General features: G+C 65.7%; 15 protein-coding genes. 3 read left to right on the top strand and 12 right to left on the bottom strand.

The window, feature by feature from the left end; translation table 11 throughout:
• Nucleotides 1–7 precede the first annotated feature (7 nt).
• From GGR39_RS01215 to GGR39_RS01185, 7 genes are read right to left on the bottom strand one after another with little or no spacing between them, the layout of a single operon-like run.
• On the bottom strand, nucleotides 8–802 hold the full coding sequence (locus tag GGR39_RS01215) for an SDR family NAD(P)-dependent oxidoreductase (RefSeq protein ID WP_183615537.1): 795 nt from the start codon (nucleotides 800–802) through the stop codon (nucleotides 8–10).
• Nucleotides 799–2,361, bottom strand: a complete 1,563-nt coding sequence (locus GGR39_RS01210; RefSeq protein WP_183615536.1) for an acetolactate synthase large subunit — start codon at nucleotides 2,359–2,361, stop codon at nucleotides 799–801. Before GGR39_RS01210 ends, GGR39_RS01215 begins: the two co-directional genes overlap by 4 nt.
• Nucleotides 2,362–2,386: 25 nt before the next feature.
• Nucleotides 2,387–3,298 (bottom strand): alpha/beta fold hydrolase, encoded by a 912-nt coding sequence (locus tag GGR39_RS01205; protein ID WP_242867099.1) that lies wholly within the window; start codon nucleotides 3,296–3,298, stop codon nucleotides 2,387–2,389.
• Between the two features lie 17 nt (nucleotides 3,299–3,315).
• Entirely contained in the window at nucleotides 3,316–3,921 is a 606-nt protein-coding gene (locus tag GGR39_RS01200) for an amino acid synthesis family protein (protein ID WP_058736275.1), read from the bottom strand.
• A gap of 55 nt (nucleotides 3,922–3,976) precedes the next feature.
• Nucleotides 3,977–4,471, bottom strand: coding sequence for a VOC family protein (locus tag GGR39_RS01195; RefSeq protein WP_183615535.1), 495 nt, complete (start codon nucleotides 4,469–4,471; stop codon nucleotides 3,977–3,979).
• On the bottom strand, nucleotides 4,458–5,492 hold the full coding sequence (locus tag GGR39_RS01190; protein ID WP_183615534.1) for a WD40/YVTN/BNR-like repeat-containing protein: 1,035 nt from the start codon (nucleotides 5,490–5,492) through the stop codon (nucleotides 4,458–4,460). Before GGR39_RS01190 ends, GGR39_RS01195 begins: the two co-directional genes overlap by 14 nt.
• A 35-nt stretch (nucleotides 5,493–5,527) precedes the next feature.
• Nucleotides 5,528–7,030: an aldehyde dehydrogenase family protein gene (locus GGR39_RS01185; RefSeq protein WP_183615533.1), complete on the bottom strand. Its 1,503-nt coding sequence runs from the start codon at nucleotides 7,028–7,030 to the stop codon at nucleotides 5,528–5,530.
• Between the two features lie 174 nt (nucleotides 7,031–7,204).
• Between GGR39_RS01185 and GGR39_RS01180 the strand changes: the two genes are divergently transcribed.
• Nucleotides 7,205–7,975: a 2-keto-4-pentenoate hydratase gene (locus tag GGR39_RS01180; protein ID WP_183615532.1), complete on the top strand. Its 771-nt coding sequence runs from the start codon at nucleotides 7,205–7,207 to the stop codon at nucleotides 7,973–7,975.
• Nucleotides 7,976–7,990: 15 nt separating this feature from the next.
• Nucleotides 7,991–8,794, top strand: a complete 804-nt coding sequence (locus GGR39_RS01175; protein WP_183615531.1) for an SDR family NAD(P)-dependent oxidoreductase — start codon at nucleotides 7,991–7,993, stop codon at nucleotides 8,792–8,794.
• Between the two features lie 152 nt (nucleotides 8,795–8,946).
• On the opposite strand, the gene GGR39_RS01170 is transcribed toward GGR39_RS01175, so the two are convergent.
• From GGR39_RS01170 to GGR39_RS01155, 4 genes are all read right to left on the bottom strand, one after another.
• Nucleotides 8,947–9,192, bottom strand: coding sequence for a Rossmann-fold NAD(P)-binding domain-containing protein (locus tag GGR39_RS01170; protein WP_183615530.1), 246 nt, complete (start codon nucleotides 9,190–9,192; stop codon nucleotides 8,947–8,949).
• 152 nt (nucleotides 9,193–9,344) lie between these two features.
• The gene (locus tag GGR39_RS01165; protein WP_183615529.1) at nucleotides 9,345–9,809 is read right to left on the bottom strand and encodes an SDR family NAD(P)-dependent oxidoreductase; all 465 of its coding nucleotides are present in this window, start codon (nucleotides 9,807–9,809) and stop codon (nucleotides 9,345–9,347) included.
• A gap of 303 nt (nucleotides 9,810–10,112) precedes the next feature.
• Nucleotides 10,113–11,288, bottom strand: a complete 1,176-nt coding sequence (locus GGR39_RS01160; protein ID WP_183615528.1) for an MFS transporter — start codon at nucleotides 11,286–11,288, stop codon at nucleotides 10,113–10,115.
• 59 nt (nucleotides 11,289–11,347) lie between these two features.
• The gene (locus tag GGR39_RS01155) at nucleotides 11,348–12,709 is read right to left on the bottom strand and encodes an aminotransferase (protein WP_183615527.1); all 1,362 of its coding nucleotides are present in this window, start codon (nucleotides 12,707–12,709) and stop codon (nucleotides 11,348–11,350) included.
• 821 nt (nucleotides 12,710–13,530) lie between these two features.
• Between GGR39_RS01155 and GGR39_RS01150 the strand changes: the two genes are divergently transcribed.
• Nucleotides 13,531–14,475, top strand: a complete 945-nt coding sequence (locus tag GGR39_RS01150) for a LysR family transcriptional regulator (RefSeq protein WP_221225894.1) — start codon at nucleotides 13,531–13,533, stop codon at nucleotides 14,473–14,475.
• Between the two features lie 90 nt (nucleotides 14,476–14,565).
• On the opposite strand, the gene GGR39_RS01145 is transcribed toward GGR39_RS01150, so the two are convergent.
• Nucleotides 14,566–14,910, bottom strand: a complete 345-nt coding sequence (locus tag GGR39_RS01145) for a RidA family protein (RefSeq protein WP_183615526.1) — start codon at nucleotides 14,908–14,910, stop codon at nucleotides 14,566–14,568.
• Nucleotides 14,911–14,926 lie beyond the last annotated feature (16 nt).

Raw genomic sequence — 14,926 nt, 5'->3', positions numbered from 1 at the left:
TCGATCCTCACAAATAGACGCCTCGCGAATAACCGCCGTCCACCGTGATGGACTGGCCGGTGATTGACCGGCCGCCGGGGCCCGCCAGGAAGGCGATGGTCTCGCCCATTTCCGCAGGCGTGCAAAGGCGGCGCGTGGGAATCTGGCTGACGAAATCGGCCTCCACCTGCTGCGCGGTGCCGCCGTTCTCCTGCGCCATCTCTTCGAACAGCTCGTCCAGGTGCGGGGTCTGGGTGATGCCGGGATGAAGCGCGTTAACGGTGATGCCCGCTGGGCCGAGCTGATCGGACAGCACTTTGGTAAGGTGCGCCACCGCTGCGTTTCGCAAGCCGCTCAGCGTGTCGCTGGACCGGCCGGTCAGGCCGCCGATGTTGACGATGCGGCCCTGGCCCTGGCGCTTCATCGCCGGGACCACGGCCTGGATGCAGCGCAAGTAGCCGCCGACCTTGGTATCCAGATCGGCGATCACGTTGCCCACTTCGACTTCCTCGATCGCGCCGCCGATGGGGTGGCTGCTGGCGGCTGCGTTCACAAGCAGGTCGATCCGGCCGAACCGCTCCAGCACTTGGGCCACCATGGCGGAAACCGATGCGGCGTCTGTAACGTCAGCGCCGACCGCGGCGACGGTCGCGCCTTGGGCCGACAGCGCATCGGCGGCGGCGGTCAGTGCCTCCTCGCCACGCGCCACCAGCACGATGGCATAGCCTTGATCGCGCAGCACGGCGGCGATGCCAGGGGCCAGGCCGCCGCTGCCGCCGGTGACGATAGCGACCGGGTTAGCGTCGACCGGACGATCGCTCATGGCAGTTCCGCCTGGATCAGCAGCGGCCCATCCAGCGACAGGCCACGCTCCAGCGCGGCGTTGAGCCCGGCGACATCGGTGACGCGCACCGCTTCCACGCCATAACCGGCCGCCAGCGCGGTCCAGTCGGCACGCGGATTGTCCAGACGGGTGAGCGATGCGATCACCGGGTCTTCCAGCGGGGCTTCCACGCGATTCAGCTCGGTCTGCAGGATGCCATAGCGGTGATTGGCGGCCAGGATGATCGTCACCGGCAGCTTCTCACGCGCCATCGTCCACAGCGCCTGCAAGGTGTAGTGGCCGCTACCGTCCGATTGCAGCGAGACCACGCGCGAACCAGGAGCCGCGAGAGCCGCACCTGCCGCGCAAGGTAGGCCCTGGCCGATCGCGCCGCCGGTGTTGGTCATCACCCGGTGGCGCTTGGCCCGCCGCGCCTCGCGCAGCCAGGGGCCGCCCAGGGTGGAGCCTTCCAGCGAGATGATCGCGTCCTCGGGCAGACGCTCGATCAGGGATTCGACGATCAGGTTGGGCGTCAGCGCGGCGTCCGGGGTGGAGGCGGGAGCTGGCGAAGCATGGGTTGCCGGGGTAACCGCCGCCGCAGCCAGCGTCTCGGCCAAAGCCTGAAGCGCGCCCACACCGTCCTCATCCAGTTCGCTCAGGATCAGCAGCCGCTCATCGGGCACCAACTGGCTGGGATAGCCTTCATAACCGAAGTAGCTGATCGGCGCGCGGGTGCCGGCGACCACCACCAGCGCCTCGCCCATCTGGCGGATCACATCGTCAGGGAAATAGGCCTGCCGCTCGATCGGGGGCAGATCGCCGCCCAGCGTCACGATCGCGGGATAGGGCTCCATCAGCACGCGGCCGCCCAGCTTGCCGACGATGGCGGCGGCGGCGCGTTGCGCCTCGGGCGAAAGGGCGTCGCCGCCCAGCAGCAGGATCAGGTCAGGCGCTTGGCCCGCGCGTTCCGCCGCCTGGGCGATACGCTCGGCGGAGACCTTGCGGCGCTGTGCGGGCTGTGCCGGAACCGCAGCGGCGGGCGCTACATGCGTGTCCATGATGTCGGTCGGCACGATCAGCGTGGCCGGGCCGCCGGGCACGCCCCGTGCGGCTTCCAGTGCGTGGGCGGCGTCGGCGTCGATGGCGTTGATATCGGTCATCGTCACCACCGCGCGTGAGACGGGCGAGGCGAGCGAGCGGATATCCGACGTCAGCGGCGCATCATAGGGCAGGTGCCACTGCGCGTGATCGCCGATGATGTTGATGATGCCGGAATGGGCGCGGCGGGCGTTGTGCAGGTTGGCGATGCCGTTGGCGAAACCGGGGCCCAGGTGCAGCAGCGTCAGCGGGACTTCGCCCGATACGCGGAAATACCCGTCCGCCGCGCCGGTGCAGACACCTTCGAACAACGACAGGATGGAGCGGATTTCCGGCACTTCGGCCAGAGCGTCCACCAGCGTCAGCTCGGTCGTGCCGGGGTTGGCGAAGCAGATGCGCGCGCCACCGGCATGCAGCGCCTTCAGGAGGGCGACCGCCCCGTTACCGCGCTGGCTTGGCATCGTCTTTTCTTCCTCTCTCTTCGTCTCAGGACGGGTTCGGGGCGGTGGCAGAGCGCACGCCCGCAAGCCAGCCGGTGACAAGGGCGTTAAACACATCGGCGGCATCATCGTGCACGTAATGGCTGGCCGATGGCACGGTGACATGGGTGAAGCGCGGGTTGCGGCGCTCCATCTCCAGCACGGTGTCCAGCCGGCAGAAATCGGATTTGCCGCCCCGGATCACGAACGCGGGGGTGCGGATCGCTTCGACCACGGGCCACAAGTCCACCACTCGTGCGGGATCGGGATCGATCCGCGTGCGGCTGATCCCGGCGGCGTCATAGCGCCAGCCGATGCGGCCTTGCGGCGTTTCGCGCAGGCTTTCGGCCAGGCGTTCCTCCAGCGCGGCTTCGCCCACCGAGGGGCGCGCCTTGCGCCAGTAGGCGCGCGCCGCGCTCCAGTCCGCAAAGTCGACGGGCAGCGCGGCCATCTCGGCCTTGATCCGTTCTGCCCCGGCACCGCTGGCGGAAGAGCCGGGGGCGATGTCCTCGATGATCACCGCGTCCAGCTTGTCGGGGTTCTGCGCGGCATAGACATAGGATGTCGTCCCGCCCAGCGAGTGCCCGATCAGGGTGAAGCGGGTGAGGCCGAAATGTTCGACCACCGCTTCCAGATCGGACAGATAGGCGTCGGTATAGTAATTGCAGTCCGGATCCCAGTCGCTGTCGCCACGGCCGCGCTGGTCCAACGCGATCAGGCGGCGTTCCGGCAACGCGGCGGCCAGGGCGCGCCACGTGCCGGAATAGCCACGCAGACCGTGCAGCAGCACGATCGGATCACCCGCGGGATCGCCCCATTCGCGCACGCGGAGCGAAAGGCCGTCGCGGCTTTGCACGAAGCTTTCCCGCTCCCCCGGCGCTTTCGCGACCGGGGCAGGGGCGTGGCCGGGCGTGATCACGGCTGCGTCCATGGGGCTCAGACCAGACCGTCTTCGCCGCGCACATCGGCGACCTGAAGGCCGCCCAGGCGTGCATTGAGGCGGCCGCGCGTGGCGAAGGCCCAGCACACGATCACTTCATCGCGGTTGGGCGCATCGTCGAACGAGACGCTCATCGTGTCATAGTGCGAACGCACGTAGAGCGCGTCCTTGTGCGCCAGCGGAATATCCAGCGTGGTGCCGGGGCCGCCGCGCTTGCCGGTGGAGGGCACCCACGACTTGCCGCCGCCCACCGCATCGCGCACCGGGTTGGCGGCGGGGTTGGTCAGGAGGGCGTTGCCATGCTCGTACTCGCCATCGATGCCCACGACGATGGCCTTGCCGTAGCTTTCGATCGCCTTGCCGCCGGTCAGTTCGTTCAGGCGGCGGCCGATCTCCACGCCCAGCGCGGGCGACGCTTCGATCCATTCGCCCAGGTCCTGGACATACTGGCCGGCGTAGGGGTTCTGAACGCAGGCGGCGACCATGTACTTGAACACGGGTTCGCCATCGGCGGGCGCGCCGGTCTCACCGCTGCAGATTTCCTGGATCTGGCTGTACCAGCGGCGGATCTTGAAGGCTCCCAGGCCCTTGTTCTCACTCATTGTGATATCCCTCATGGATAGGGCGGCACTGCCGCCGGAATTCTTGGAGTGCGGCTCAGCCGCGCAGCGGGTCCAGCGTCACCGGATCGGCCTGGCCTTCGTTGCCGCGCAACTCGGCGATCGCCGCCCCGCCTTCGGCCGGGATGCGCTGGTGGAACACTTCCAGCATGTGGCCGTCGGGATCGTAGAAGTAGATCCCGGTGGAAACGCCGTGATCCAGGACCTCGGCAATCTTCACGCCCTTGTCGAGGAAGAACGCGTAGATGCGGCGCAAGTCTTCGGCATTGTCGGTGGCAAGGCGCAGGCCGACATGTTCGAACTCGCGGCCCTTGTGGTCCGGGGCCTGGCTCTGGAACAGCGCGATATCGTGATCGTGCTGGCCAAAGCTCATGAAGATCCCGCCCTTGTAAGGGCCATCGGCGGCACGCGCGGTGATCTCCATGTTCAGGATCTCGCTATACCAGCGTGCCGAGGCTTCGGGGTCTTTCACGAACAGCACGATATGTGCGATCGCGGCGACCCGCACGGGTGAGGTGTTAGCCAGTGACATGCGGCAGCTCCATGTCTGCGGGAACCGCGTCGATCCAGGCGAGATCGGTGATCTCGTTGAATTCGCGCCATTCCTTCTGCCAGCGCTTGCCGCCGTCTTCGCTGCGATAGAGGTTGCCGAACTTGGTGGCGGTCAGCAGGAAATCGGGATCGGCATCGTTGACGGCGAAGGCCCAGATGCAGCTGTTGGCCGGTTGCGACAGTTCGGTGCGCGTCCAGGTGGCGCCGGCATCGCTGGAGGCCAGCACGGCGGCCTGGGTGCCGGGGGTACCGTCACCGATGCCCAGCGTCAGCTCGGTCTGGCTGCCGGCCTTCTGCTGCAGCTTGCGCGAATAGCGCAGGCCCCAGCTGTCCTTGGCGCTGGTGAATTCCCAGGTCTTGCCATCGTCGGTGGAGCGATAGAGCGCCACCACGGTCAGCACCAGGATCACCTTGGGCTCGCCGCGCAGGATCACGATATCGTGGATGTCCGAATTGCCGGGATGATCGGGCCAGGTCGTGTCCAGCCGTTCCCAGGTGTCGCCGCCATCGCGCGAACGGAAATAGCCGCCTTCCTCGACGCCGACCATCACGTCGTTCGCGTCATCGGGATCGACCGCGATCGCCAGCATGCGCGGGCGGCTGACGCCGGCGCAACGCTCGGGCATTTCCAGCGGGGTGCGCTGCCAGCCCTTGCCGCCATCGCGTGAGCGGAACAGGATCGAAAGCGTGGGCGATCCGGTGCCGGCGTACATGACGCTGGGGTCGCTCTCGCTCGCCGCCAGCTTCCACACGGCATAGTCGTTCAGCTCGCAATCGACGCGATCCCAGCGCGATCCGCAATCGTCGCTGCGGAACAGGCCGCGCTCCGCCCCGGCGAACACCGCGCGGGGATTGGCGGGATCGATCAACAGGCAGCGGACGCGATCGTCGAACTCAAGGTCCTGCCCGATGTTGATCCGGTACCATTTCTGGCCATTGTCATGGCTGCGCATTACCGCCTGACCATCGGTCGCGACGAGAAGCGTGCGGTCGTTGCTCATTGCCTTGTCCTTTGTCTGGAGATGGGGTCTGCCGATCAGCTCAGGTTGACCCACACGCTCTTGATTTCGCTGTAGAGTTCCATGGCGTTGCGGCCATGCTCGCGGCCCCAGCCGGACTGCTTGAAGCCGCCGAACGGGGTGGCGTTGTCCACCATGTTGAAGCAGTTGACCCATACCGTGCCGGCGCGCACCGCGCCCGCCAGGCGGTGGGCCTGCTTGATGTCATTGGTCCAGATGCCCGCCGAAAGGCCGAAGTCGCTGTCGTTGGCCTGGCGCACCAGGTCATCGGGATCGGTCCACGAAAGCGCGCTCAGCACCGGGCCGAAGATCTCTTCGCGCACCACGCGCATCGATGGCGTGGCGCCCGTAAGGATCGTCGGCTCGAAGAAGAAGCCCTTGTCATGGCCCGCCGGACGCTTGCCGCCGGTGACGACATCCGCGCCCTCGTTGCGGCCGATCTCGACATAGCTGCTGACCCGGTCCCACTGCTCTTCGGATACCAGCGGGCCGAAGGTGGTGGCGGCATCAAGGCCGTTGCCGATCTTCAGCTTGGCGGCCTGATCGGCAACCAGCGTCAGCAGCTTGTCGTGGATCGAGGCGTGGGCATAGAGGCGCGAGCCTGCCGTGCAGGTCTGTCCCTGGTTGAAGAAGATGCCGGCCGCGATCGAGGCGGCGGCGGCGTCCAGATCGGCATCGGGCAGCACGATCTGCGGGGACTTGCCGCCCAATTCCAGACTTATCTTCTTGAGGTTCACCGTGGCGCCGCGCACGATCAGCTTGCCTACTTCGGTGGAGCCGGTGAAGGCCACCTTGTCCACATCGGGATGCTCGACCAGCGCCGCGCCCGCGTCACCGAAACCGGGGACGACGTTCAGCACGCCTGCCGGGATGCCCGCTTCCAAAGCCAGTTCGCCCAGGCGCAGCGCGGTCAGCGGGGTCTGTTCCGCAGGCTTCAGGATCACGGTGCAACCCGCCGCCAGGGCCGGGGCGACCTTCCACGCGGCCATCGACATCGGGTAGTTCCACGGCACGATCAAGCCGGCAACGCCCACCGGTTCACGCGTGGTGTAGTTCAGGATCTGCGCGCCGCTGCGGGGCGAGACCGGCAGCGTCTCACCGCCGAACTTGGTGACCCAGCCCGCGAAGTAGCGGAACGTGCGGATCGAACCTTCCACTTCCACCCAGCGCGTCATGCTGGCGGGCTTGCCGTTGTCCATGCATTCCAGGACCGCCAGTTCCTCGGCGTTCTGCTCGATCAGGTCGGCCAGCTTGAACAGCAGGGCGGCACGGTCCACCGCGCTCATCCGCCGCCAGGCCGGGTTCTCGAACGCCTTGCGCGCGGCGGTGACGGCCAGCGCGATATCTTCCGGTCCGCCATGCGCCACTTGCGCGATCTCCTCGCCGGTGGCGGGATTGATCGTCGCGAAGGTCTTGCCGGAAACGGCGGGGACGGCGCGGCCATCGATGATCAGCAGGCGCGGACGCGCCGACAGATCGGGCGAAAGCTTCTCGGCGAGGGCGAAAGCATCTTGCGGCATGTCGGTTCTCTCCTGCCCGCCAGCGTCCAAACCAGGGCGCGGCCAGTGTCTCGAACGGAGTCGTAGCTCATCTTCATATTTCGAACAATAGAAAGTTTAATCGTTTATCTGTTGCGTTAAGTGGACAATAGCGGCAGAGATACGATCGAAGCGGTTCCGCCTAAGGATTCATTGATGAGCCACGTCACCGATCTTGCGCACGCGCTCACCGATGCGCGCGCCCGGCCAGAGGGCGTCGCCCTGCCGGAAGAGCTTGGCCTGACGGACGCCTATCGGGTTCAGGCAGACGCGTTCGCGCAGCGGGCACAGGCGTTGGCCGGATGGAAGATCGGCGTCACCGGCACCGGCATCCGCCAGGCCCTGGGCGCGGAAGAGCCCGCCGCGGGCCGCCTTGCCACCAGCGACATCGTGCGCGCCCCGGTTTCCGCGATCACGATCGGCGATGCGCGGGAGACTTATGTCGAAGGCGAACTGGTATTCGAAATGGCGCGCGCGCTCTTGCCGCAGGATGCGCCGTTCAGCCCCGAGCAAGTGGCGCAGGCCACGGGGGCGCTGCATGTCGGGATCGAGATCGTCACTTCGCGCTTCGTCCATGACGATCTGCCGCTGGGCCTGTTGATCGCGGACAATTGCATGGCCGATCGCCTGTTCATCGGGGACCGTATCGCCGATGGCTGGGACGATCGCTTCGCCGCGCTGCCGGTGGCGCTGTCCGGTCCGGGCGCGCATCGGCGCGAAGGTGCCACCGCCGATGTGTTCGGCAACCCGCTGCTGGCGGTGACCTGGCTGGCGAACTGGCTGGCCGGGCAGGGACTGGCGCTGGAGCCGGGCCAGTGGGTCAGCAGCGGCACCTGCACCGGCGTCACCCCCGCCAAGGCGGGAGACCGCGTATCGGTGGACCTGGGCGGGCTGGGCAGCGCGACGATTGAATTTGTCTCGGAATAAAATTGGAGGACGTCGATGAGCATTGAACTTGGACTGAAGGACAAAGTCGCCATCGTCACCGGTGGCGGTGTGGGCATCGGGAAGGAAACCGCGCGCAAGCTGGCGCTGGCGGGGGCCAAGGTGGTGATCGCCGCGCGCACGGTGGCCAAGCTGGAAGCGGCGGCGGCGGAACTGGTCGCGTCGACCGGCGGCACCGTGGTGCCGATCGCGGTCGATACCACCAGCATGGCTTCGGTGCAGGCGCTGGTCGACCGCACGGTGGAACTGTTCGGCGGCGTCCACATCCTGGTCAATTGCGCCGCCGCCCCCGGAGGCCTCGTGCGCAACGCGATCGAGGAAGCGGACGAGGACATGCTGATGCTGGACCTCAACACCAAGCTGTTCGGCTATTTCCGCACCAGCAAGGCTTGCGTGCCGCACATGCGCAAGGCGGGCTGGGGCCGGATCGTCAACGTCGGCGGGCTGACCGCGCGCTGCACCGAGGCGCTGAGCGGCATGCGCAACGCGGCACTGGTACACTTCACCAAGACGCTGTCCGACGAAGTGGGGCGTGACGGCATCACCGTGAACATCATCCACCCCGGCGTGACCCGCACCGAGCATATCGAGGAGTGGTTCAACGAGATGGCCAAGGAAGAAGGCACCACGTTCGAAGCCATCGTCGAGCGGGAAGCCGGCGCCCCCGCCGCGCTGAAGCGCATGCTGGAAGCTGAGGAAGTGGCCGATCCGATCGTGCTGCTCGCCTCGCAGGCCGGCAGCGGCATCACCGGTGAATCGATCGCCGTGGATGGCGGTCTTTCCCGCGCGGTTTTCCTGTAAGATAGAAGGCTGCCGGGGGTTGTCCCGCGTAAGGACGTCTCCGGCAGCACGGATGTCTGCGACGCTAAAGCAAGCACTTGAATCAGCCGTGCAGTAACAGCTCCGCGTTGTCACAGCGATGCGGAGCGGTGCTGCTGACCCGCCTACGAGCCTCAGCCCACCTTTATTTCGCCTTGGAAGGGGCGCGGCTCACCCCAGTCCGAACGATGGCTCACGGGCTGGCCACCGTTGATATCCCGGTAGCCATATTTTTGCGCAAGTTCGGCGGCGATAAGCGACTGCCCGGTGAGTTCCATGCGATCCGGGTCTTCGAACACGGCCTTGATCGCGAGGCCTGTGAACTGCGGAGTTTCGAACATCTTCAGGAAATCGGCTGCGTCGGGTCGATCCTGCGTCATTTTTTGAGCGTACTCGGTGGCTACGAACCCAGGCAGATGGAAACGGAGGCGATATTCTCCTTTTTCAGGTCGAACGACATGTCATAGACCATCTTGTCCATGCCCGCCTTGCCCGCACCATAGGCGGGGTCGTGGAAATAGCTGACCGCGCCTTAGAGAGAGATGCCCGCGATCAGGCCGCCGCCACGGCCCAGCATGAGCGGGACAGCCATGGCGCTGGCGATATAGCTTGAGCGCAGGCCCACGTTGATGAGATCGGCCACGCCCAGCGGCTTTTCCCAAAACGGCTTTTGTTCGGTACTCCCTGTATTGAGAAGCGTGGCATTGTTCACCAAAAGGTCCAGGGCGCCCTGCCCCCCCTTGATCTGGTCAAACAGCTTGCGGACCTGATCGTCATCCGCATGATCGCAGGCGACCGCAATGCCCTTTCCGCCCGCGGCGGTGACCTCTTCAGCGGTGGCGCCAACCGTACCGGGAAGCCACGCATCGCCCTCCTTCTGCGTGCGACCGGTAATATAGACCGTCGCTCCTGCTGCGCCGAGAATCAGGGCGATTCCCTTGCCGATCCCTCTGCTTGCCCCGGTGACCAAAGCGACCTTGCCTTCTAAAGTGGGCATCTATGTTCCTCATTAATTTACGGCGAAGCTAACCAACCATAGTATCATGAGTTGCAGCACCGCCCCGGAGCAAGCATCCACCAGCGAAAAGCATGCTCGCGTGCGCCAGACAAACGATGGTTCGCATAGTCTTGGAATGGGTGGGCTGGACGCGCGGAGTGGCACGTTGCGTGTGCCGCTGACCACCTCGTCACCGAAACCTGCGGCGGGATCCTGCCAAACTTCGCTTGCCGAAGGGGCTGAGGCTCCCATCAAGTCCGGAGCCACGCACGTCTGCTTCTGTAAATGAGCGGGTGAAGGCGATCACCGCGTCGCCGGTCGGCGGATCGCAAAGATCATTATCGCCAGGCTTGTCGCCAAGATCGCGCCGGCGGACCAGATCGCCACGCTGAAATCGCCGCCGCGCAAGGTCGCACCGGCGGCGGCGGGGCCAAGGCCGGTGCCGAAGGTCTGGATCGCGCCCATCGCGCAGACCACGCGGCCGCAGCGGTCCGCCTCGGAACAGATACCGGAGAGCAGCGGCTGGGCGAAGTTCCAGCCGAACAGCAGCAGGATGGCGGCGACCACGAAGCTGGTGGCGGGCACCGTGCCCAGCAGCATCTGGAAGCTGGCGACGGAGATCACCCCGCTGACGATCAGCGGCAGCGCGCGGCCCAGTTTTTGCGGCAAAAGACCCGCCAGCCCGGCGCCCATCACGCCCGCCAGCGTGCCCAAGGACAAGCCCTTGGCGATGACGGCGGCGTCCAGGCGGCTGGCCATGCCGATCCGCTCGATATAGCTCCAGATCGCGCCGGTGGCGAAGAAGTAGAGGAACACCGCGAGCAGGGCAAACAGCGCGAGGCGGCGATCGATGCGGCCGCCCGCGGCGAACATGTCGTCTTCCGCGGTGCCGTCCGGGAACTGGATCAGGCTGCACGCCGCCGCCAGGGCGAGGAGGGCGTTGGCGACGAAGATGCCTTGCGGCGTCAGGCTCACCAGCAGGGACGGCAGGGCATAAAGCACCAGCGAGCTGGACAGCGCGCCCGAAACCAGATAGATTGAAAAGGCGCGGTCGGGATTGTTCGCCCGGCCCAGAGCCGCAAAGGCGAAGCCGATGGCGATGCCCTCACCCGCGCCGGCGACCACGCGCGATGCGGCGATCCCGGCATAGCCCGAGGCCAGCGCCGTGCCCACGTTGCCCAGCGCCACCAGCCCCAGCGCCACCGCGACGGCAACGCGCCAGTTGCAGCGGGTGAGCATGAAGGCGCTGATCGCGATGGTGATGCCCATCGCATTGATGTCCCACGCGGCGATATAGCCCAGGTGCGCATCGTCCATGCCCGATTGCGCGGCGATGACGGCCAGGAATCCCGGCGTCACGAAGATCACCATCGCGCCGATGATGCCGACGATCACCGCGCTCACCAGGCCCCCGGTCCGCAGATGGGGGGCCTTGGTGGCGAAGTGGGAAAGAGCTTCCACCGGCGACGAGGTTTGCATGGGTTCGGTCTACCTGGTTCAAAATCGCCGGTGGGGTATGTGAAGCGCCGGGGTGGGGATCAGCCCAGCACGTCACCAACGGCGAGGGCGAACTTTTCGACCAGCTCGTCCGATTCTTCGCGATTGATCACCAGCGGCGGCGCGAACACCAGGGTGTCGCCCAGGGCGCGGGTGATCAGGCCGCGCTTGGCGGCGGCCTTCAGGATCTCGCGGCCGGTGCGGTTGGCAGGCGGGAAGGCTTCCTTGGAAGCGCGATCCTGCACCAGTTCCACGCCGAGCATCAGGCCCTTGCCGCGAATGTCGCCAATGTGCGGGTGCTGGCCCAGCTTGTCCTTCAGGTTGCCCAGCAGGTAGGGGCCGACGTCGGCCACGTTCTCGACCACCTTCAGCTCGTCGATCAGCTTGAGCGCGGCCAATGCCGCCGCCGCGCCGACCGGGTGTGCGGAGTAGGTATAGCCGTGGCCGAACACGCCGGTGCGATCCTGCGCGCCTTCGATCACGTCCCAGACCTTGGGCGAGATGAAGCAGACCGACATCGGGAAATAGCCGCTGGTCACGCCCTTGGCGGAGGTGATCAGGTCCGGCTCGTACCCATAGGTCTGCGAACCCCAGTAAGTGCCGAGGCGTCCGAAACCGGAGACGACTTCATCAGCCACCAGCAGGATGTCGTGCTTCTTCAGGATCGGGCCGATCTCGTCGAAATAGCCTTCGGGCGGCGGGATCAGGCCGCCAGCGCCCATCACCGCTTCGGCGAAGAAGGCGGCAATGGTGTGCGCGCCTTCGCGCTCGATCGTCTCTTCCAGTTCCTTGGCGAGATGGCGCGAAAAATCGCGCTCGCTCATGCCTTCGGGCGCCTTGCGGTAATAGTAGGGCGCGCTGACGTGGATGATCGGGCCTTGCGGCAAGTCGAAGAAGTTGTGCATGCTGGGCAGGCCGGTCAGGCTGCCGGTCGCCACGCCCGAACCGTGATAGCTATACTGGCGGGCGATGATCTTCTTCTTCTCGGGCTTGCCGCGAAGATTGTTGTAGTACCAGATTAGCTTGAGCTGCGTCTCGTTGGCATCGCTGCCCGACGCGCCGAAGAACACGCGAGACATCGGCACCGGTGCGCGCTTCAGCAAAGCGTCGGCGCATTCGGCCACGACATCGGTCGTCATGCCGTTGAAGGTGTGGAAAAACGACAGGCGCTCGCTCTGCTTGGCGATCGCCTCGGTGATCTCCTTGCGGCCATAGCCCAGGTTCACGCACCACAGGCCGGCCATGCCGTCCAGATACTCACGACCATGGGCATCGCGCACGCGCACGCCCTGGCCGCCGGTCATCACGGTGGGGCCTTCCTTGGCAAGGTCGGCAACGCCGGTGAAGGGGTGGAATTGCGATCGCTGGTCGAGCCGGGCAAGCTCATCGGCATCGGTGATCATCGGGCTCTCCTGTTTGGAATGCGGGAAGCTTCGGGTCGCCGACCGGGATCGACGCCTAGTGTCATTCGTCAACAGTGACCATAGGTTTCGGTGTTTGGTTGTCAATAGTAAACAATGGCGCGTTCGTTTTGAGGCGAGTGTTAGAATGCAACAATGAGCGGGTGGTTCGTCTCTCCGCGTATGCCGGCCCTACCCTTTGCCGTCCGATGCAGGCAGAAATGATCAAGATGACGGGAGTGGTTGGCCTAGATGATGGCAGCCACCGACTCGCAGGCCTTGACCAAGCGAACCATATTGGTTATACGCCGCAGCCATCGGAGAAATCCGACACGGCGGGTGCGGGTGAACGAAGGCCTCGTTCTACACTCCCCGCATCATGCGGCCGGTGCTCAAGACGGGCGCCTGCACCGCGATGCAAGACTTCGACCCACCGGCCCTCAGTGCCGGAAACGGGGCCAGCGGGCTTTTGCGAGCTTTTCCCGCCGGTCGTTTTGCACTTCAAAGCCGAGCGTGTGGTCCTGCTTTCGCATTCCCCCACTCGCCGGTCGCACGATGGAATGCCGAGCCAAGCCTGTCGCGCCAGGCCAGCGCCGGCCGCAACGCCTGCCGTCTGCTTCGGGCCATATCGCCGCGCTGGCCTGCGGACGATGGCGCTTGCCCGCGGCCAGTGTCCTGTAGCCCAAATTTTGTTATTTCCGGCGCTAGCGACAATGGCGACGTGTTGGGGGCAGGGCCGGCACGGCCTGGATTCGAGCCGAAGAGCGGCCGGCATCCCCAAACCCCCATATTGACAGGGCGATCAACAAACGGGAGGGAAACGCATGGAAGATAAACCTGAAATCAACAATGTCATCGCCATGATGTCCTTTGCCGCGGTGGTTTCCACCGGCGGCTTCTCATCCGCCGCGACGGCGCTGGGCTATTCGAAGGCCGCCGTCAGCCGCCAGATCGCGCGGCTGGAGGCCAGCCTGGGGGTCAAGCTGCTGGATCGCACCACCCGCGCGGTCTCGCTCACCCCCGCCGGACGCGAGATGTACACCCGTTGCGCCCGCATCGTGGACGAGGTGAACGAGGCGAACACGATCGTCACCGGCATGACCTCGCGCCCGCGCGGCGAACTGAAGGTCAACGCCCCGGTGGTCTCCTCGCTGTTCGACCTGACCAGCATCATCCCCCGTTTCCTGCAGACCTATCCGGACGTGCGCCTGTTCGTGAACTTGTCGGACAGCCGGGCCGACTTGCTCAAGGGCCGGTTCGACGTGGCGTTCTGGATGGGCGAGCCTTACGACAGCAGCCTGGACGCTGTGCGCCTGCGCAATTATCCGATGGTGCTGGTGGGGGCCAAATCGTACCTGGAAAAGAACGGCCGCCCCTCGATCGCCAGTGACCTGAAGGATCACACCTGCATCCTGGAAACGCACTTGTCGCGCGTGGGCGAATGGCGCTTGTCCGGCGACACCACCGTCACCGTGAATCGCGGGCCGCTGACGTCCAACTCGGTGCGCTTCGCCCGTCAGGCCGCGATCGATGGCCTGGGGATCAGCTATCTTCCGCTGTTCTTCGTGGAGCAGGATATCGCGGCGGATCGGCTGGAAGTGGTCTTGCCCGATCTGGTGACGGCGCAGATCCCGCTCTACCTCATGTTCTCCAAGGGTAACTATGCCCTGGCCAAAGTGCGCGCCTTCGTGGATTTCCTGACGCAGGAGATATCGGACGAGAACGAGACGGCTGTGCAAAAGGGCATCGGCCTGGCCTCGGTCGTCTGATCGCGGCGGTCCGCCACAAAAATGACCGCGCAGCCTGCACCAAACGGGCAGGCTACGCGGCCAGGCGGGATGAACTCTTGGCGAAATGCCTTAGCGTGCGGCGGTGACGATGATTTCCACCTTGTAGTCCGGCGTCGCCAGCTTGGCCTCTCCCGTGGCGCGGGCCGGGGCGTCCTTGCTGCCCACCCAAGCGTCCCACACGGTGTTCATTTCGGCGAAGTCGGCCATGTCGGCCATCCAGATGGTGGCCATCAGGATCTTGGACTTGTCGCTGCCGGCCAGCGCCAGCAGGTCCTCGATCTGCGTCAGGACCTGGCGGGTCTGGTCCGCCACGCTGGAACCGGGCTCACCCACCTGGCCCGACAGGTAGATCGTGTCACCATGGATCACGGCCTGGCTCATGCGGGTGCCGGATTCGATGCGTTGGATAGTCATGCTATAGCCCTTTTGC

The sequence above is a fragment of the Novosphingobium fluoreni genome, assembly GCF_014196615.1.
Classification (GTDB): domain Bacteria; phylum Pseudomonadota; class Alphaproteobacteria; order Sphingomonadales; family Sphingomonadaceae; genus Novosphingobium; species Novosphingobium fluoreni.
Note: the sequence above shows the minus strand (reverse complement) of the source record. Positions and strands in the feature narration are given on the sequence as shown.